Raw genomic sequence first — 18,934 nt, 5'->3', positions numbered from 1 at the left:
CTGGCCACCGTCAAGCCTAGCGCCGCAGCAGCTGCCGCAGCTTGCACCCGGCCGCCCACAGCGCACCCAAATACAGGCCCGCCCCACCCAGCAACAGCCCGGCCAGCCAGGCAATGCGTGGCAGCCGGCCCAGGGCGGCGCCGGTCCAGTCGACCTGGTCGCCGGACCATTGCAGAAACACCGCCAGCAAGGCACTGGCCGCCACCACCTGCAGCGCCAGCCGGCCCCAGCCCGGGGCCGGGGTGTAGCTGCCGCGGCGCACCAGGCCGATCAGCAGCCACAGCGCATTGACCAAGGCCCCCAGGCCGATGGCCAAGGCCAGCCCGGCATGCTGGAACACCGGCACCAGCGCCAGGTTCAGCAACTGGGTGATGACCAGCACCACCACTGCGATGCGCACCGGTGTGCGGATGTCCTGGCTGGCGTAAAAACCCGGCGCCAGCACCTTGATGGCCACCAGGCCCAGCAGGCCGGCGCCGTAGCCCATCAGCGCGCCGGTGGTTTGCTGCACATCGTGCACGGTGAACGCGCCGTAGTGGTACAGCGTGGCCACCAGCGGCTCGGCAAAGGTCAGCAGCACCACCGCGCTGGGCACCGACAACACCACCACCAGCCGCAGGCCCCAGTCCAGCAGGGCCGAGTAGCGGGCGTCGTCCTGGCTGGCCCGGGCCGAGGCCAGTTGCGGCGTCAGCACCACGCCCAAGGCCACGCCCAGCAGGGCGGTGGGGAACTCCATCAGGCGGTCGGCGTAGCTCAGCCAGCTGACGCTGCCCGGCGTCAGGTGGGAGGCGATCTGGGTGTTGATCAGCAAGGAGATCTGGGCCACGCTGACGCCCAGCAGCGCGGGCAGCATCAGCCGGGCGATGTGGCGGGTGCCGGCGTCGTTCCAGGCGGCGGCCAGTCCGGCACGGCTGAAACGCAGGTGCGGCAACAGGCCCAGCCGGGCCAGGGCCGGCAATTGGGCGGCCAGTTGCAACAGGCCGCCCAGCATCACACCGGCGGCCAGTGCGTAAATCGGCTCGATGCCATGGGCCTTGAAGTAAGGCGCCAGGCCCCAGGCAGCGCCGATCATGGCCAGGTTCAGCAGCACCGGCGTGGCCGCTGGCACGGCGAACCGCTTCCAGGTGTTGAGCACGCCCGAGGCCAGCGCCACCAGCGACATGAAGCCGATGTAGGGGAACATCCAGCGGGTCATGAAGACCGCGGCCTCAAACCCCCGGGGCGACTGCTGCAGGCCGCTGGCCAGCGACCACACCAGCACCGGTGCCGCCGCCACACCCAGCACACAGGTGACCATCAGCGCCAGCACCAGCAAGGTGGCCACCCGGTCGATCAGCAATCGGGTGGCGTCTTCGCCCTGCTGGGCCCGGACGGTGGCCAGCACCGGCACAAAGGCCTGGCTGAAAGCGCCCTCGGCAAACAGCCGGCGAAACAGATTGGGAATACGGAACGCCACATTGAAGGCGTCGGTCATCGCCGAGGCGCCAAAGGTGGAGGCCACCAGCAGCTCCCTCACCAGACCGGTGATGCGCGAGGCCAGGGTGAACAGGGAAACAGTGGACGCGGCTTTGAACAATGACACCGGGGGGAGTTTATGCGCATCGGCCCGGCCCCCTGCCTGCTGGCCCTGGCCGGGGGCGCTGGCGGGCCGGGCCCCAGGGTTTCGCCTATAATGGAAAGCTTTGCTGGCATCATCCTCAATCACAAGGACACACAAACATGGCTACCAAACCCAAGAAAAAGAACCCGCGCCTGGCGTCGGGCCGCAAACGCGTCCGCCAGGACATCAAGATCAACGCCGCGAACACCTCGCTGCGTTCCAAGTACCGCACCGCCGTGAAGAACGTTGAAAAAGCCGTTCTCGCCGGTGACAAGACCAAGGCCACCGAGCTGTTTGCCAAGATGCAAGCCGTGGTGGACACCGTGGCCGACAAGGGCATCTTCCACAAGAACAAGGCCGCTCGCGACAAGAGCCGCCTGAGCTCTAAGGTCAAGGCCCTCGCCTTGGCCGCCGCCTGACCCACAGGTCACACCGCACGCCGGCCAGACCTCTGGCCTGACCGGCGCCGATGAATGGGTGCGCTGCCAGCAAAAGCAAAAAAGCCGTCGCAAGACGGCTTTTTTGTGGGCGCTTGAATCTGGGGGAAAGCCCGCTCAGGGCGAGGTCGAGGCGGTGGACAGGCCACCTGGCAACACCTGCAGGCCGTTGTCGCGGGCGAAGTTCATCACGAAGTCCCAGGCCATGGGCTCGGCGTCGCGCAGGTCACGGTGGACCACCACGCATTTGACGCCGTTCAGGCTGTTGGGCACACACCAGGGGGAGTAGTTCAGTTGGCGGCCCTGCTGGGCGCCACCCGGCCGAAAACCGCTCATCACACCGGCCAGGCGCTCGGCCCAGTCACTGGGGCGAAAGGCTTTGCCGTCCGCGGTTTGTCCGAGGATGACGAATTCTTGGCTGGCGGAGGAAACCATCGGGTCGAGGTGTTGTCGGGCGCTGGCTGCACACCGGGATCGCCAGCCTGCCGCAACGCTCAAGTATTCTATCTTATATAAGACTTGGCCAAACGCCGCCGCACCCCAATGGCGAAGCAGGCCGTCACCCTGCAAGCAAGCACTGCGCCTAAAATTGCCATTGCGGCCCGCCTTTGTCGGGCTGCTTTGTTTTTGGAGCCCCTGCCATGAATGCCGCCGTGCCCTCTTCCGCCGCCATCGCCCTGCCCACCTCGCCACACGTGATGAACACCTACGGCCGTGTGCCGATCGCGATGTCGCATGGCCAGGGTTCGCGTGTCTGGGACGTCAACGGCAAGGCCTACCTGGATGCGCTGGGCGGCATCGCGGTCAACACCCTGGGGCACGCCCACCCCAAGCTGGTGCCCGCGCTGCAGGACCAGATCGCCAAACTGATCCACACCAGCAACTACTACCATGTGCCCGGCCAGGAAACCCTGGCCGCCAAGCTGGTGGCGCTGTCGGGCCTGACCAATGTGTTTTTCTGCTCCACCGGGCTGGAAGCCAACGAGGCTGCGCTGAAGCTGGCGCGCAAGTTCGGCCACGACAAGGGCATTGCACGGCCCGAGATCGTGGTCTATGAAAAGGCCTTCCATGGCCGCAGCATCGCCACGCTGAGCGCCACCGGCAACCCCAAGGTGCAGGCCGGTTTCGGCCCCTTGGTGGAGGGCTTCATCCGCGTGCCCATCAACAACATCGAACAACTCAAGGCCGCCACCGACGGCAATCCCAATGTGGTGGCGGTGTTCTTCGAGGCCATCCAGGGCGAAGGCGGCGTCAACCCCATGCACATGGACTACCTGCGCGAGGTGCGGGCGCTGTGCGACGAACGCGACTGGCTGCTGATGATCGACGAGGTGCAATGTGGCATGGGCCGCACCGGCAAGTGGTTTGCCCACCAGTGGGCCGGCATCCTGCCCGACGTGATGCCGCTGGCCAAGGGCCTGGGCTCGGGCGTGCCCATCGGCGCGGTGGTGGCTGGCCCCAAGGCCGCCCACATCTTCCAGCCGGGCAACCATGGCACCACCTTTGGCGGCAACCCGCTGGCGATGCGGGCTGGCATAGAGACCATCCGCATCATGGAAGAGGACGGTCTGATCGACAACGCAGTGCGGGTGGGCGACCACCTGAAAGCCGCGCTGGCCCGCGAGCTGGCCGGTGTGGACGGCGTGAAGGAAATCCGTGGCATGGGCCTGATGCTGGGCATCGACCTGGCCCGCCCCTGCGGCGCGCTGGTGCAGCGCTGCGCCGACGCCGGCCTGCTGATCAGCGTGACCGCCGACACCGTGGTACGGCTGGTGCCGCCGCTGATCCTCACCGAGGCCGAAGCCGATGAGGTGGTGGCCATCCTGTGCCCGCTGATCAAGGCCTTGCTGGTGGAGACCGCATGAGCGCCCTGCTGCCCAGCGGTGCGCCGCCGCTCAAACACTACCTGCAGTTCAGTGACCTGTCGGCCGACGAGTACCAGCACCTGTTTGCCCGCGCCGCGCTGATCAAGAAGAAGTTCAAGGCCTACGAGAAACACCACTCGCTGGTGGACCGAACGCTGGCGATGATTTTCGAGAAGGCCAGCACCCGCACCCGGGTCAGCTTCGAGGCCGGCATGTACCAGCTGGGTGGCAGCGTGGTCCACCTGACCACCGGCGACAGCCAGCTGGGCCGGGCCGAGCCCATCGAAGACAGTGCCAAGGTCATCAGTCGCATGGTCGACCTGGTGATGATCCGCACCTACGAGCAGACCAAGATCGAGCGCTTTGCCGCCCATTCGCGGGTGCCGGTCATCAACGGCCTGACCAACGAGTTCCACCCCTGCCAGATCCTGGCCGACATCTTCACCTACCTCGAACACCGGGGAGAAATTGCCGGCAAGGTCGTGGCCTGGGTGGGTGACGGCAACAACATGGCCAACACCTGGCTGCAGGCCGCCGAACTGCTGGGCTTCACCGTGCACCTCAGCACCCCCAGCGGCTACGAGGTCGACCAGTCGGTGGCCGGCCTGCGCTCGAACGGCAGCTACAAGATTTTCAAAAACCCGCACGAGGCCTGTGCCGGCGCCGACCTGGTGACCACCGACGTCTGGACCAGCATGGGTTACGAGGCCGAGAACGAGGCCCGCAAAAAGGCCTTTGCCGACTGGTGTGTGGACGCCGACATGATGCGCGCCGCCAAGCCCGACGCGCTCTTCATGCACTGCCTGCCGGCCCACCGCGGCGAAGAAGTCAGCGCCGAAGTGATCGACGGCCCGCAGTCGGTGGTCTGGGACGAGGCAGAAAACAGGATGCATGTGCAGAAGGCGCTGATGGAATACCTGTTGCTCGGCCGCGTGGCCTGATGCTGGACTGCCAGAGCTGCGGCGCCTGCTGCGCCAGCTTCCGGGTGGACTTTGCCGTCTACGAAATGGAAGACATGGGTGGCCAGGTGCCACGTGGGCTGGCGGTGGACCTGAACGGCAGCACCTGCCGGATGCGCGGCACCGACCATGTGCCGGTGCGCTGCGCCGCACTCACCGGCAAGCTGGGCGAGAAAGTGGCCTGCGGCATCTACGAGTGGCGGCCCTCGCCCTGCCGCGAATTCGAGGCTGGTAGCCATGCCTGCGGCATCGCCCGGGTGCGCCACGGCCTGCCGGCCGAATAGGCCCGCAGACGCGGCTCAGCCGCCACCACGCCGGGTGTAGGCATCGAACCGCTCGATGAATGCGCGCCGCTCTGCGGCCTCGCAGCCCTGGAAAGCAATCTCCAGCCGCAGCCGCTGGATGCGCATCAGCGCGATGCGGCGCGGCGGCAGCACGGTCCAACGAAATCGCACCTGGCCTCCGCCCGCCAAGGTCAGCTCGCAGCCGTCCTCCAGCCAGCGCAAGGGCCGCAGCCCTGTGGCCTGCGGCATCCAGCGCACCAGGTCGTCCGGCGTGCAGCCCATGTCGCGGCTGAGCCGCTCGGGCACCTCGCCGGTGGGCTGAACCATCAGCCGCCCGCGATCGGTGGCCAGACGGCCAGCACGTCGCCCGCCGTCAGAACCCGGTTGGCGCGCAGCTCGGGCGCGATGTAGTGGCCGTTGACCAGCACCAGATGCACCAGCTTGGGCGGCATGTTGAAGCGGTCGATGACCTGCTGCACCGTGCTGCCCTCGTCCACTGGCAGGCTGAGTTGGTTGTGGCGGGCCCCCGGGGGCAGGTAGTCGGTGAGCGTGGCGAATAGCTTGAAGGTGATGTCCATCGGCCCGTTATACCCGGCTGGCGCGCGAGGCCCAGGCATCCTGCGACTGGGCGCAGGAGAGGTAGGCCTGCATCACCTTGGTCGGGTCCTGCAGCAGGGTGTCACGCCAGTGGCCCAGCTTCACGCGGCCCTGCACCAGGCCACGCAACACACCCACATGCTCGGTCCAGCCCAGGCTGGTGGCGCCGATCAGCACATCGTCCTGGAACTCCAGTCGCAAATACTTGAAATTTGCATCGTCCACATGCTCGACATGCTGGCCACCTTGTTCGGCCTTGGCGCCCCACCACTGGCCGAACGACGCGGCGATCAGGCCCAGCGTGTCCAGCACGTTCATCGCCAGGCTGCCCTGGGACGCGGTGCTGCCGCCGCACATGTTGAGCGCGGCGATGCGGGCCTCGTCGGCCGCGGCCGGCTGGATCATGTTGAGGCTGCGCTCACCGGTGGAGAAGTCCACCGCGTTGATCACATCACCGGCGGCAAACACGCCGGGCACGTTGGTGCGCATCTGCGCGTCCACCAGAATGCCGTCCTTGCAGTCGATGCCCGAGCCTTCCAGAAACTCCAGGTTGGGCTTGACGCCGGTGGCCACAATGACCACATCCACCTCGATCTGCTGGCCGGTCGACAGCTGGGCCACGATGGCGCCCGAAGCTGGCTTGTCCATGCCCAGAAGACCCGCCACCTTGGACAGCAAACCGCCGCCCGACGCGCCACTCTGCAGCGACTCGACTTTGGCGTCGGTCACCACCTGCACGCCCCGCATGATGCACCAGGCCTTGATCATCGCGCCGGCCTTCTCGGTCATCATGCGCGGCACCATGCGATTGCCCATCTCGACCACGGTGAGCTGGCCGCCCTCGCCTTTGACGCGCTGGGCCAGCGCTTCCATGATGATGCAGCCGATGAAGCCGGCGCCCATCTGCAGCACCCGCGAGCCGGGCTTGACCTGGGCCATGATGGCCCGGGCGTCGGCCAGCGTCCAGCAGGTGTGCACATTGGGCTGGTCCAGACCGGGAATGGGCGGGCGCACCGGGCGGGCGCCGGTGGCAATCAGCAGGCGGTCATAGCCCTGCTGGCTGCCGTCCGACAGCTGAATCTGACGGGCAGCGGTGTCGACTTGGGTGGCCCGCAGCCGCTTGAGCTGGATGCCCAGCTTGGCAAAGTGCTCGGCGCCCTTGCGCAAATGGGTGCCCTGCTCTGCCACCTGACCGATCAGCAGGTAAGGGATGGCCATGCGCGAATAAGGCGCCTCGTCTTCTTCACCGATCAACACCACCTCGTCGGTGGGCGCCAGTTTGCGGATGGTTTCTGCGGCGATCACGCCGGCCGGGCCCGCGCCCAAGATCACATGTTTCATGTTCAAACTCCTCATTCCCATGAAAAAGGGGCGCCAGCCAGCGCCCCTCTGATGCAGTCGCTCTCAAAAACAGAGCGTCACAGACCCAGGCGAGCACGGGTCTCGTCGGTGGGCACCCCTTCGGCATCCCAGCCACGGATTTCGTAGTACTTGGGCAGCATGATGTCCAGGCGGTTGACGCTGCCTTTGGACGCGCCGGTCTTGGCGGGTTCGGTCAGCAGACGCTTGGGCAGGTTGTCGTCCTTCTTGCTCAGGCCGGCCGCCAGGTTGAACTGCTTTTCCATGTTCCAGATGCGTTCACCGATGTGTGTCAGGTGCTCCACCGTGTACTCCTCACCGCAGGCGGCCTGCAGCTGCGGTGCGACGTCGGCCAGCGTCCAGGCGAAGCTGGTGAAGATGCAGATGCCGGCGGCGTCAAACGCGGCGGTGGCGTCCTGGAAGGCCTTGACCAGTTCGGGCTTGCCTTCGTGTTCGGCCGGCTCGGTCTTGACCGGAATGCCCAGCACTTCCGAGGCGATGGTGTAGCCGCGCAAATGGCAGGCGCCACGGTTGCTGGTGGCATAGGCCAGGCCGATGCCCTGGATGGCGCGACCGTCGTAGGCCGGGAACTCCTGGCCTTTGACGCTCATCGACAGGTCGGGATGGCCGTACTTGGTGCACAGGCGGCGGGAACCTTCGCCGATCTCCTTGCCAAAGCCTTCGCTCTTGCCGGTGATCTCGGCAAAGTAGGCCAGGGCCTGGGCGGAGCCGAACGGCGCCTCGATGCCCAGCTGCTCCTTGGTCAGCACGCCCATCTCGTACAGCTCCATCACCGCACCGACGGTGGCGCCGAAGGAGATCGGGTCCATGCCGTACTCGTTGCACAGCATGTTGGCGTACTGCAGCGCTTCCAGGTCGTTGACGCCGTTGGCCGCGCCCAGCGCCCAGGCGGCTTCGTACTCCAGACCGCCGGAAGCGTCGTGGTACTTGGGTTTGTCCTTCACGGTGAAGTGGCCGGGGTCCATCTTGGAGATGCGGCCGCAGGCGATGGTGCAGCCAAAGCAGGCCTGGTTGGTCACCAGGTGCTTTTTGCCATCGGTCTCGCGCGGCGTGCCCATGGCTTCGGCCGAGATGTCCTTGGCGCCATCGAACTGCACGTCCTGGTGGTTGCGGGTGGGCAGGCCACCGATTTCGTTGATGACGTTCATCAGCACCTGGGTGCCGTAGGCCGGCAGGCCCTGGCCGGTGACCGCGTTGTCCTTCAGCACCTTGTTGGCCGCCGTCACGGCGCCAAAGAAGGCCTTGCTGTCACGGATGTTGCCCACGCCCAGCGTGCCACGGACGGCAATCGCCTTGAGGTTTTTGCTGCCCATCACGGTGCCCACACCCGAGCGGCCAGCCGCGCGGTGCAGGTCGTTGACGATGGCGGCGTACAGCACGCCGTTTTCACCGGCCGGGCCGATGCCCGAAACGCGGATCAACGGATCCTGGTGCTTGGTCTTGATGGCCGGCTCGGTCTCCCAGACGCTCTTGCCCCACAGCCCGGCGGCGTCGATCAGTTGCACCTGGTCGTTCTGGATCAGCAGGTACACCGGCTTGGGCGACTTGCCCTCGACGATGACCATGTCCCAGCCGGCCGACTTCAGCTCGGCGCCGAAATAGCCGCCCGAGTTGGAGCAGGCGATGGCACCGGTCAGCGGGCTCTTGGTGACCACGGTGTAGCGGCCGCCGGTGGACACCATGGTGCCGGTCAGCGGGCCGGTGGCCCAGATCATCTTGTTGTCGGGCGACAGCGCGTCGACCTTGGGGTCGATCTCGCTGGTCAGGTATTTCGAGGCCAGGCCGCGCGAGCCGATGTAGGCGCGGGCCCAGTCCATGTTGAGCGGTTCGCTCTTGCAGGTGCCAGCGGTCAGGTTGACGCGCAGGATTTTGCCAGTCCAGGTCATGGGGGGTCTCCGTTTTCAGGGCAATCAGGTTTGAGCGCCAGTGGTGGTCTTGGCCGCCCACTGCTTCATGCGGTCGAGGCCGGTCCAGTTGGCGTCGATGTAGGTGATGGCGCCGGTCGGGCAGGCATCGGCACAGGCCGGCTCGCCGCCGCACAGGTCGCACTTCTGCACCTTGCCGGTTTCCTGCACGTAATTGATGGTGCCGAAGGGGCAGGCGATGGTGCACACCTTGCAACCCACACAGGTCGACTCGTTGACCACCTTGGCGCCGGTCAGCTTGTCCAGCGTGATGGCTTCCACCGGGCAGGCGTGCAGACACCAGGCCTCGTCGCACTGGGTGCAGGTGTAGGGCACCTTCTTGCCGGTCTCGTGGAAATCGAACACCTTGATGCGCGACTTGGCGGTAGAGAACACGCCGTAGTTTTCATAGCTGCACGCCATTTCGCACTGCAGGCAGCCGGTGCACTTTTCGGCGTTGATGTGCAAGACCTTTTCCATCCGCAACTCCTTCTGTTTTGACCGATGTCTTATGAACTTACGTGCATACGATTTTAGGAAACGGGAGCCCATAAAGCCAGTCTCAGGAATACCCTAGCGGAGCCGCGTGCCACAGTGGATCAATTTGAGACACATCGTGAAAAATTGCCGCGTACAGGTGTTCCACGTCGTGACAACTGATTCAAATCAGAGTGTCACCCTGTGCGGCAGTGACACCTGGCACACCTCAGTGCGGCCGGCGGGCTGCGCGCAATTTGCGGTAAATGGTGTTGCGGCTGATGCCCAGCGTGCGGGCCGCCAGGGCCACATTGCCGGACGCCGCGGCAATGGCCGACTGCACACTTTGCAACGTCACTGCTTTCAGTGTGGTCGCATTGCCCAACGGCGGGGCGATGGTGGCCACCCGCGCGGCTGGCGCCGGGGCAGGCAAGGCGGCCGGCGCCGCCCACTCGGCATCCGTGGGACGCAACTGCCCCAGGGCGTACCAGTTGTGCCAGCTGAAACGGGCCTGCAGGTACAGGCTCACGCCCTGGGGTGTGACCAGGTGCAGCGGGCCGTGGTGGCCGCGCCGGAAATGCATCACCAGGGCCCCGAGCGAGGTGCCCAGCAGCGTGTCGACCGTGGTGCGGCGCAGGCTGGCGCTGCTGAGCCCGAACAGCGCCTGCGCGCTGCGGTTGGTGCCCATCACCGTGCCGTCCTGCCCCACCACCAGCAAGGCCTCCATCAGCGTGCCAATGCACTCAGGGCGGCTGTGCAATTGCAGCAGCAACTCGGTGTGGCAGCTGTCGGTGAGCCAGTGGTTCTCGATCATGCGGGCCGACATGGTCACCAGGCCCAGCGTGTGGGCGTGGTAGGAGCGCTGGTCACCGGTGACGTCCAGCACCCCCAGCACATCGCCACGCGGGTCAAAAATGGGGGTGGCCGAGCAGGTCAGCGTCTGGTTGACACGCATGAAATGCTCGTTGGCGTGAACCCGGATCGCCTCTTCTTGGATCAGCGCCGTGCCAATGGCGTTGGTGCCCTGCACCGCCTCTGACCAGTCCATGCCGGGGGAAAACGCCATCCGGGCCGGCCGGACCAGGAAATCGTCGTAGCCCACCGCGTGCAGCATGTGGCCCTGGGCGTCGGCCAACGCCACCATGCTGCGGGTGGCGTGGATCTGGTCCAGCAGCAGATCCATCACCGGCGTGGCATGCTTGTGCAGGCGGCGGTTGCGTTCCGGCGCCATCAGCGCCGACGGACCCAGCACCGCGTGGCGGGGCGGGCCCACCGGGTCCAGACCCAGGCTGGCACAGCGCTGGTGCGAACGGGCGATGACGTCGGCGTGGGTCACCAAGGCATCGGAAAAAGGCTCGGTCATGGCGTCATGGCACCGCGGGCTGCCGTTGGGTCGGTTGGGTTGAACTGACCTCATTAAAGCAAGCAGCGGGCCTGATCAGGGCTTGTACCGCTTCGGTACAACCAAGGCGTGTCCATGACGCGCCCGCCGGTCCAGCGCATCGCCAGGTTGCGGGCCCAGCGCAGCGGGCCCTGGGCATGGAACAGGCGGCCATTGCGCTGGGCCTTGGCCTGCACCCGGGCGTTGCGGCGCCAGCGGGTTTGGGCATAGCGCTGCAGCGCCAGCGGCAGATCGTCCGGCTGAACGGTCAGGCAGCTGGCCAGAGCGTCGGCATCTTCCAGCGCCATGGCGGCGCCCTGGGCCAGGTAGGGCCGCATCGGGTGGGCAGCGTCGCCCAGCAAGGCCACCCGTCCCTGCGCCAGGGCCTGGCCTGACTGCAGGGCGGGCCGGTCGTGCAACACCCAGCGGGTCCAGGCCGGTGCGGCTTCCAGCAGCGCCTGCAGGCTGGGGTGAATGCCTGGCATCGCGGCCAGCAGGCTGGCGCTGTCGCTGGCCTGGGTCCAGCCACGGGAGTGGTTGCTGTCAGCGGGCGGCAGGCCATGCACCACCGCCACCAGGTTGAAGGCCTGACCGGCCCGCACCGGGTAGCCCACCACATGCAGGCGGGGCCCCAGCCAGACCGTCACCGCGTCGCGCGGCGGGCCGGCCGGCAGATGGTTCATGGGCAACAAGGCCCGGTAGGCCAGGTGGCCGGTGGGCCGGGGCAGGCCGTCGGCCAGCAGCTGGGCGCGCACCTGGCTCCACAGGCCGTCACAACCCAGCAGGGCCGGGGCCTGGTGGGCCTGGTCCATTCCAAGGTGATTCCGGCCTTGGGCCACCACCCCATCGCCTTCATTGGCGATGGATTGCAGCGCAAAACCGGTGTGCATCGCAGGCCCCACGGCCTGCACCGCGGCCAACAGCAAGCCATGTAAGTCGGCCCGGTGGATGCACAGGTAATCGGCGCCGTAGCGGGCCCGCATCGCATCGCCCAGCGGCAGTTGGCCCAGCAGGCGACCGTCGTGGGCGTCTCTGGCCTGCAGCCGCTGCGGCATGGCGGCCAGCGCACGCAGGCCGGCGCCCAGGCCCCAGCCGTCCAGCAGCCGCACCGCGTTGGGCCCGAGCTGAATGCCCGCCCCCACCTCGCCGAAGGCCGGCGCCTGTTCCAGCACCGTCACCGGGCGGCCGCTGCGGGCCAGGGCCAAGGCGGCGCCCAGGCCGCCAATGCCGGCACCGACGATCAACACCGCAGCCGGACTGGCAAGGGCCATGGGGCGGCGCGTCAGCCGTGCTGGCGTTCGAAGTCTTGCAGGTAGGCCGCCAGGGCCTGCACACCCTCGATGGGCATGGCGTTGTAGATCGACGCCCGCATGCCACCCATCACGCGGTGGCCCTTGAGCTGCACCAGGCCGCTGGCTTGCGCGCCGCGCAAAAAGGCCTCGTCGAGCGAGGTGTCGTGCAGCTTGAAGGGCACATTCATCAGCGAGCGGTCTTCGGGCGCCACCGGACTGCTGTAGAAGCCGCTGGCGTCGATCTGCCCGTACAGCAGGGCGGCCTTGGCGCGGTTGCGCTGCTCCATCACCGCCAGCCCTCCCTGGTCCTTGATCCACTGGCAGACCAGGCCCAGGATGTAGATCGCGTAGGTGGGCGGGGTGTTGAGCATGGAGTCGTGTTCGGCCTGCTGGCCGTAGTCGAACACCGAGGGCGTGGTGGGCAGGGCCCCGCCCAGCAGGTCGTCGCGGACGATCACCACGGTCAGGCCCGACGGGCCCATGTTTTTCTGCGCGCCACCGTAGATCAGGCCGTAGCGGCTGACATCGATGGGCCGGGACAGGATGTTGGACGACATGTCGGCCACCAGCGGCACGGCGCCGGTGTCGGGCGTCCAGTGGTACTCCACACCGCCGATGGTTTCGTTGGCACAGATGTGCACGTAGGCGGCGTTCGGGTCTAGCCGCCATTCGGCCTGTTTGGGCACATGGCTGAAGCGGCTGCTCTCGGCCGTGGCCGCCACGTTGACGCGGCAGAAATGCCCGGCCTCCTCGATGGAGCGCTTGGACCATTCGCCGGTGTGGATGTAGTCGGCACTGGTCTTGCCACGCAGCAAATTCATCGGCACCAGGGCGTTCTGGCCGATCGCTCCGCCCTGCAAAAACAGCAGCTTGTAGTTGTCGGGAATGGCCAGCAGTTCACGCAGCAGGCTTTGCGCCTGGGCATGGATGCCCATGAACTCCTTGCCGCGGTGGCTCATTTCCATCACCGACATGCCCGAACCCTGCCAGTCGAGCATCTCGGCGGCGGCCTGGCGCAGCACGGTCTCGGGAAGGGTGGCCGGGCCGGCGCTGAAATTGAAGACGCGGGACATCAAGGGAACTCCATGGAGGGCAAAGGACAAGCATACAAGAAACCCCTCCCGCTTCTGGTACGGCGCCGCCCTCAGGGCAGACGCTATGGACCGAAGGCAGCGCCGTCGCTAGGATGCGCGTACAACAAAAGGGTGACACCCATGAACCAGGCCGAGAGAGACATCAGCCGCCGATCCTGTCTGGTCGGTCTGGCCACCCCGCTGCTGGGACTGGCATCCGCACAGGCCCAGCCGGCCAGTGGCAGGGAGATTCTGATCGGCCGCAGCCTGCCGCAGAGCGGGCCCATGGTGCCGGTGGTGACCGGTTTCATCGAGGGCGAGGCGGCCGCCATCCGCGACGCCAACGCCGCTGGCGGGGTGCAGGGCCGGCCAATCACGCTGGTGCTGGCGGACGACGCTTTTGACGGCCAGCGCGCGCTGCAGAACGCCCAGGACCTGGTGGAGAAAAAGGGCGTGATCGCACTGTTTGGCGTGATCGGCACCGAGCCGGTGGCCGCCACCCTACCCTATGCGGCCGAAAAGAAAATCCCGCTGATCGCTGCCTACACCGGCAGCCCGGCTTTGCGGGTCAAGCCCCACCCGACCTTTTTCACCACCCAGGCCAGCTACATCGACGAGTTGCAGAAGATCGTCCGCAACCTGGTCACCTTGCAGTCGTCGCGCATCGCCATCGCCTACCAAGAAAACGGATTCGGCAAGCTGCTGCTGCCCTATGCGCAAAAAATCATCACCGACGAGGGCGGCACGGTGGTCGGTGCTGTGTCGGTGGACAACGCCGGCAGCAACGCCGAAGCCCAGGCCAAAGCGCTGGGCGCTCAGCGGCCCAACGCCGTCATTCTGATTGCCGCCGGGCCCTCGGTGGTGGCCTGGGTCAAGGCCTGCAAGGCGCAGATCGGCGTGCCGGTCTACACCTTCTCGCTGTCGGCTTCGGTGGCCACGGTCAAGCAGTTGGGCGACGACGCCCGGGGCCTGGCGGTGGCGCGGGTCGTGCCCTACCCCTGGCAAGGCGTGACCTCACTGGTGCGCGATTTCCAGAACTCGATGCGCCGCAACGGTGGCCTGCCGGTCGACTACGACCGGCTGTTTGGCTACATCAACGGCCGGGTGCTGGTGGAGGGCTTGCGCGCCGCCGGCCGTGAGGTCACGCCGGCCTTGCTGACGGCGGCCATGGAGCGTCTGGGCCGGTTGGACCTGGGCGGTTACGCGATGAACTTCTCCCCCGCCAACCACCATGGCTCCAGCTATGTGGACATCACCGTGGTCGGCCCCGGCGGCAAGCCGCTGAAATGAAAAAAGGCGGCCCGCAGGCCGCCTTTTTTGTCACCGGCGCCAGGGCGCCGGTGTGCGGGGGATCAGGCCCCCACGGTCGCTGCCGCGTCCTTGTACTCGTCGATCTGGTCGAAGTTCAGGTACTGGTAAATCGACGCGCCGTCCTTGTTCACCACACCCATGGCTTCGTGGTACTCGGCCACGGTGGGGATCCTGCCCAGCTTGGAGGCGATTGCCGCCAGCTCGGCCGAGGCCAGGAACACGTTGGTGTTCTTGCCCAGGCGGTTGGGGAAGTTGCGGGTGCTGGTGGAGACCACGGTGGCGCCCTCACGCACCTGGGCCTGGTTGCCCATGCACAGCGAGCAGCCGGGCATTTCGGTGCGGGCACCGGCGGTGCCGAAGGCGGCGTAATGGCCTTCCTTGATCAGCTCGCTCTCGTCCATCTTGGTCGGCGGGGCCACCCACAGCTTGACCGGAATGTCGCGCTGGCCGCCCAGCAGCTTGGCCGCGGCACGGAAATGGCCGATGTTGGTCATGCACGAACCGATGAAGGCCTCGTCGATCTTGGTGCCGGCCACTTCAGACAGGGTCTTGGCATCGTCCGGATCGTTGGGGCAGCACAGGATGGGTTCCTTGATGTCGGCCAGGTCGATCTCGATGACGGCGGCGTATTCGGCGTCCTTGTCGGCTTCCAGCAGGCTGGGGTTGGCCAGCCAGGCCTCGACCTTCTGGATGCGGCGCTCCAGCGTGCGCTTGTCTTGGTAGCCGTCGGCGATCATGTTCTTCATCAGCACCACGTTGCTGGTGAGGTATTCCTTGATCGGCTCGGGGTTGAGTTTGATGGTGCAACCGGCGGCCGAGCGTTCGGCCGACGCGTCGGACAGCTCGAACGCCTGCTCAACCTTCAGGTTGGGCAGGCCTTCGATTTCCAGCACGCGGCCGGAGAACACGTTCTTCTTGCCGGCCTTGGCCACGGTCAGCAAACCGGCCTTGATGGCGTACAAGGGAATGGCGTGCACCAGGTCACGCAGCGTGACGCCGGGCTGCATTTCGCCCTTGAAGCGCACCAGCACCGATTCGGGCATGTCCAGCGGCATCACGCCGGTGGCCGCACCAAAAGCGACCAGACCGGAGCCGGCCGGGAAGCTGATGCCGATGGGGAAACGGGTGTGCGAGTCACCGCCGGTGCCCACGGTGTCGGGCAGCAGCAGGCGGTTCAGCCAGCTGTGGATCACGCCGTCGCCCGGACGCAGGGCCACGCCGCCGCGGTTGCTGATGAAGGCCGGCAGTTCGCGGTGGGTCTTGACGTCCACCGGCTTGGGGTAGGCCGCGGTGTGGCAGAAGGACTGCATCACCAGGTCGGCCGAGAAGCCCAGGCAGGCCAGGTCTTTCAGCTCGTCCCGGGTCATCGGGCCGGTGGTGTCCTGCGAGCCCACGGTGGTCATCTTGGGTTCGCAGTAGGTGCCGGGGCGCACGCCCTGGCCTTCCGGCAGACCGACCGCGCGGCCGACCATCTTCTGCGCCAGCGTGAAGCCGGCCTGGGTGGCGATGGGCGCCTGCGGCAGGCGGAACAGCGTGGACACGGGCAGGCCCAGGAACTCGCGAGCCTTGGCGGTCAGCGAGCGGCCGATGATCAGGTTGATGCGGCCGCCGGCGCGCACTTCGTCGAACAGCACGTCGTTCTTGAGCTTGAACTCGACCACGGTTTCGCCGTTGCGCACGATCTTGCCGTCGTAGGGCAGGATGTCGACCACATCACCCATTTCCAACTTGGACACGTCGACTTCGATCGGCAGCGAGCCGGAGTCTTCCTGGGTGTTGAAGAAAATGGGGGCAATCTTGCCACCCAGCGTCACGCCGCCGAAGCGCTTGTTCGGCACAAAGGGGATGTCCTGGCCGGTGGCCCAGATCACGCTGTTGGTGGCCGACTTGCGGCTGGAACCGGTGCCCACCACGTCGCCCACATAGGCCACCAGGTGGCCCTTTTTCTTCAGGTCGTCGATGAACTGCATGGGGCCGCGCTTGCCGTCTTCTTCGGGCTTGAAGGCCGCGTCGGGGCGGGTGTTCTTCAGCATGGCCAGGTAGTGCAGCGGGATGTCGGGGCGGCTCCAGGCGTCGGGCGCGGGAGACAGGTCGTCGGTGTTGGTTTCGCCGGGCACCTTGAACACGGTGACGGTGATCTTCTTCTCGACTTCGGGGCGGGTGGTGAACCACTCGGCGTCGGCCCAGCTCTGCATGACTTCCTTGGCCTTGGCGTTGCCGGCCTTGGCCTTCTCGGCGACGTCGTTGAAGAAGTCGAACATCAGCAGGGTTTTCTTCAGGCCTTCGGCGGCCACGCTGGCGACTTCGGCGTCGTCCAGCAGCTCGATCAGCGGGTGCACGTTGTAGCCACCCACCATGGTGCCCAGCAGCTCGGTGGCCTTGGCCTTGGAGATCAGGGCCACCTTCAGGTCGCCATGGGCCACAGCGGCCAGGAAGCTGGCCTTGACCTTGGCGGCATCGTCCACACCCGGGGGCACACGGTGGGTCAGCAGGTCGAGCAAAAAGGCGTCTTCGCCAGCCGGCGGGGCCTTGATCAGATCGATCAGCTCGGCGACCTGCTTGGCCTCCAGCGGCAGCGGCGGAATGCCCAGGGCAGCGCGCTCGGCAACGTGGGCGCGGTAGGTGTCAAGGAAAGGCGACGTCATGTTTTTCTCCAAACAACGTAAAAAAATCGGTGAACGGGTGGGTGGGGCCGGGTTACCTGACGGCGGCCGCCGGCTGGGCCGTGGCGGGGGCCAGGGGCTCAAGCACGCTTTGTGCCGGCGTGATCTTCAGCTGCTGGGCCACCAGCGCCTGCTGCGGGCTGACACATTCGTCGGCCAGCCGCTGGCCCAGCTTCTGGTTCAGCAGCATGGACTTGTTGCCCAGCTGCATCCACACCGCGCCGGCCCTGGGGTCTTCCAGGCGAATGGCACCGGTGGTGGTGGGGATGGGCGCCATGCGGTAGCTGACCTTCTTGGCCTGCACATTGAAGTAACCGGGCGTCTTGGGGTCGGCGGTGACGGTGACGGCCGCACCCAGTTCGCAGGGCAGCACGCCGGTGTGCACCTTTTCGGCAATGGCCAGCTCGGCCGGCGTCAGCGCGGCATCGGCCGCCTCGATGCCGGCGGCCATGTTCTTGGCTGTGCTGGTGATCTCGGTGCGGCTGGCGCTCTTGGGCGGTGCCTTAGGCTTGGGCTGAGCCTTGGCCACCGGCTTGCCGGCCGCCTCGGTCTTGGCGGGCGTTTCGGCCAGCGCCAGCGCCGAGGCCGACACCATCAGCAGGGAAAGCAGCGTCTTTTGCATGGTTTGTCTCTTGGTCTGTTGTCAGTGAATGGGGGCAAAAAAAGCCAGAACTTCGGCCGGCAAGGGGCGCCCCGTCTGGTGGGCCCGCTCCAACACCTGCCAGAAGTAACGGTAGCTGGCCCGGTCGTGCAGGCGGCCGGCCATGCTCACCGGGCCCCAGCCTGCCTGCTGGGCGGCCAGGATCAGGGCCGCCGCTTCGTGGATTTCGTTTTCGCCCGGGGCGAAAGCCTCCAGTATGGGCCGAATCTGCAAGGGGTGGATGCTCCACATGCGCAAATAGCCCAGTTCCAGCGCGGCTTTCTGGGCCGCCGACCGCACCGCCGCGGTGTCGTTGAATTCGGTCACCACGCAGTGCGACGGCACCTTGCCATGGGCGTGGCAGGCCTCGGCGATGTCCAGCTTGGCCCGCAACACCAGCGGGTGGCTGAACTGGCCAGCGCTGGCCATGCCCTGGGCCGGAATGGCGCCGCCATGGCTGGACACAAAATCCATCAGGCCAAAACTCAGCGAAGCCACCCGGGGATGGGCCGCGATGTCGAAAGCCCGGTGCACCGCCGCCGGCGATTCGATCAGCACATGCAGGGGGAGCTGGGAGGCACCGGCCGCGTCCAGCGCGGCGACGGCACGCACCACATCGGCCACGCTGTCGACCTTGGGCACCATCAGGTGCGTCAGCCGACCGCCGGCCTGGCCGGCGATGGTGGCGATGTCTTGTTCAAAAGCGGGGTGGTCGGTGGCATGCACACGCACACCGACGCGGGCCTGGGGTGCGGCGGCCTGGGCCAACGCCACCACCAGGCCGGCATGGTCGGCTTCGCCCCCCACAGGAGCGCCGTCTTCGCAGTCCAGCGTGACGTCGAAGACGCAGGCGCCGAACTCCTCGGTCATCTCGGCCTGCAGCTGCAGGCTTTTGCGCATGCGCGCTTCAACGCCGCTGTAGTGGTCACACACAGGCAACCGAACCGCCCCCGCCTGGGCTCCGAGCAGGATGTCGCGGGGGTGGTTCATTCAGCAGCAGCGGTTCGGGCCGTCGCGAGCGGCGCGCGGGCGAGGCGCGGGTGGCGGGCAACCGGAATGCACTTGAGGTGC

General features: G+C 66.7%; 18 protein-coding genes. 5 read left to right on the top strand and 13 right to left on the bottom strand.

Annotation, left to right across the window (positions count from 1 at the left end; genetic code table 11):
* Window positions 1–16: 16 nt before the first annotated feature.
* Window positions 17–1,582 carry a murein biosynthesis integral membrane protein MurJ gene (murJ, locus tag AC4BAR_RS09085; protein ID WP_490627531.1) on the bottom strand — a complete coding sequence of 522 codons (1,566 nt, stop codon included), beginning with the start codon at window positions 1,580–1,582 and terminating at the stop codon, window positions 17–19.
* A gap of 137 nt (window positions 1,583–1,719) precedes the next feature.
* Here murJ and rpsT point away from each other — a divergent pair, with 137 nt between their 5' ends.
* A complete protein-coding gene (gene rpsT, locus AC4BAR_RS09080) occupies window positions 1,720–2,019 on the top strand; it encodes a 30S ribosomal protein S20 (RefSeq protein WP_483303939.1) in 300 nt (99 codons plus the stop codon).
* 135 nt (window positions 2,020–2,154) lie between these two features.
* On the opposite strand, the gene AC4BAR_RS09075 is transcribed toward rpsT, so the two are convergent.
* On the bottom strand, window positions 2,155–2,472 hold the full coding sequence (locus tag AC4BAR_RS09075; RefSeq protein ID WP_490627530.1) for a DUF3579 domain-containing protein: 318 nt from the start codon (window positions 2,470–2,472) through the stop codon (window positions 2,155–2,157).
* 206 nt (window positions 2,473–2,678) lie between these two features.
* On the opposite strand from AC4BAR_RS09075, the gene AC4BAR_RS09070 reads away from it, so the two are divergent.
* Genes AC4BAR_RS09070 through AC4BAR_RS09060 form a run of 3 tightly spaced genes read left to right on the top strand, consistent with a single transcriptional unit; the run spans window position 2,679 to window position 5,145 of the window.
* Window positions 2,679–3,902 (top strand): aspartate aminotransferase family protein, encoded by a 1,224-nt coding sequence (locus AC4BAR_RS09070; protein ID WP_490627529.1) that lies wholly within the window; start codon window positions 2,679–2,681, stop codon window positions 3,900–3,902.
* Entirely contained in the window at window positions 3,899–4,843 is a 945-nt protein-coding gene (gene argF, locus AC4BAR_RS09065; protein ID WP_490627528.1) for an ornithine carbamoyltransferase, read from the top strand. The genes AC4BAR_RS09070 and argF overlap by 4 nt, the downstream gene beginning before the upstream one ends.
* Window positions 4,843–5,145 (top strand): YkgJ family cysteine cluster protein, encoded by a 303-nt coding sequence (locus tag AC4BAR_RS09060; protein ID WP_490627527.1) that lies wholly within the window; start codon window positions 4,843–4,845, stop codon window positions 5,143–5,145. Before argF ends, AC4BAR_RS09060 begins: the two co-directional genes overlap by 1 nt.
* Before the next feature lie 15 nt (window positions 5,146–5,160).
* On the opposite strand, the gene AC4BAR_RS09055 is transcribed toward AC4BAR_RS09060, so the two are convergent.
* The 8 genes from AC4BAR_RS09055 to serC form a co-directional block, all read right to left on the bottom strand.
* Entirely contained in the window at window positions 5,161–5,472 is a 312-nt protein-coding gene (locus AC4BAR_RS09055; protein ID WP_490627526.1) for a hypothetical protein, read from the bottom strand.
* Entirely contained in the window at window positions 5,472–5,723 is a 252-nt protein-coding gene (gene thiS, locus AC4BAR_RS09050) for a sulfur carrier protein ThiS (RefSeq protein WP_490627525.1), read from the bottom strand. Before thiS ends, AC4BAR_RS09055 begins: the two co-directional genes overlap by 1 nt.
* Before the next feature lie 7 nt (window positions 5,724–5,730).
* Complete coding sequence (locus AC4BAR_RS09045) at window positions 5,731–7,083, bottom strand: NAD(P)/FAD-dependent oxidoreductase (protein ID WP_490627524.1); 1,353 nt, start codon at window positions 7,081–7,083, stop codon at window positions 5,731–5,733.
* A gap of 77 nt (window positions 7,084–7,160) precedes the next feature.
* Window positions 7,161–9,008, bottom strand: a complete 1,848-nt coding sequence (locus tag AC4BAR_RS09040; protein ID WP_490627523.1) for an aldehyde ferredoxin oxidoreductase family protein — start codon at window positions 9,006–9,008, stop codon at window positions 7,161–7,163.
* A gap of 24 nt (window positions 9,009–9,032) precedes the next feature.
* Window positions 9,033–9,506, bottom strand: a complete 474-nt coding sequence (locus AC4BAR_RS09035; RefSeq protein WP_490627522.1) for a 4Fe-4S dicluster domain-containing protein — start codon at window positions 9,504–9,506, stop codon at window positions 9,033–9,035.
* 226 nt (window positions 9,507–9,732) lie between these two features.
* Window positions 9,733–10,866 (bottom strand): sigma-54-dependent Fis family transcriptional regulator, encoded by a 1,134-nt coding sequence (locus AC4BAR_RS09030; RefSeq protein WP_490627521.1) that lies wholly within the window; start codon window positions 10,864–10,866, stop codon window positions 9,733–9,735.
* A 53-nt stretch (window positions 10,867–10,919) separates the two neighbouring features.
* Window positions 10,920–12,155 (bottom strand): FAD-dependent monooxygenase, encoded by a 1,236-nt coding sequence (locus AC4BAR_RS09025; protein WP_490627520.1) that lies wholly within the window; start codon window positions 12,153–12,155, stop codon window positions 10,920–10,922.
* A gap of 11 nt (window positions 12,156–12,166) precedes the next feature.
* Window positions 12,167–13,249, bottom strand: a complete 1,083-nt coding sequence (gene serC, locus AC4BAR_RS09020; protein WP_490627519.1) for a 3-phosphoserine/phosphohydroxythreonine transaminase — start codon at window positions 13,247–13,249, stop codon at window positions 12,167–12,169.
* Between the two features lie 141 nt (window positions 13,250–13,390).
* Between serC and AC4BAR_RS09015 the strand changes: the two genes are divergently transcribed.
* The gene (locus AC4BAR_RS09015) at window positions 13,391–14,539 is read left to right on the top strand and encodes an ABC transporter substrate-binding protein (protein ID WP_490627518.1); all 1,149 of its coding nucleotides are present in this window, start codon (window positions 13,391–13,393) and stop codon (window positions 14,537–14,539) included.
* A 62-nt stretch (window positions 14,540–14,601) separates the two neighbouring features.
* Here AC4BAR_RS09015 and acnB read toward each other — a convergent pair whose 3' ends face one another.
* Genes acnB through AC4BAR_RS09000 form a run of 3 tightly spaced genes read right to left on the bottom strand, consistent with a single transcriptional unit; the run spans window position 14,602 to window position 18,853 of the window.
* Window positions 14,602–17,205: a bifunctional aconitate hydratase 2/2-methylisocitrate dehydratase gene (gene acnB, locus AC4BAR_RS09010; protein ID WP_490627517.1), complete on the bottom strand. Its 2,604-nt coding sequence runs from the start codon at window positions 17,203–17,205 to the stop codon at window positions 14,602–14,604.
* Between the two features lie 52 nt (window positions 17,206–17,257).
* Window positions 17,258–17,845, bottom strand: coding sequence for a hypothetical protein (locus AC4BAR_RS09005; protein ID WP_490627516.1), 588 nt, complete (start codon window positions 17,843–17,845; stop codon window positions 17,258–17,260).
* A gap of 21 nt (window positions 17,846–17,866) precedes the next feature.
* Complete coding sequence (locus tag AC4BAR_RS09000) at window positions 17,867–18,853, bottom strand: HpcH/HpaI aldolase/citrate lyase family protein (RefSeq protein ID WP_490627515.1); 987 nt, start codon at window positions 18,851–18,853, stop codon at window positions 17,867–17,869.
* Window positions 18,854–18,934 lie beyond the last annotated feature (81 nt).

Source organism: Rhodoferax sp. SPJ4, assembly GCF_058216275.1.
This window is presented reverse-complemented; position numbering and strand designations above follow the sequence as displayed.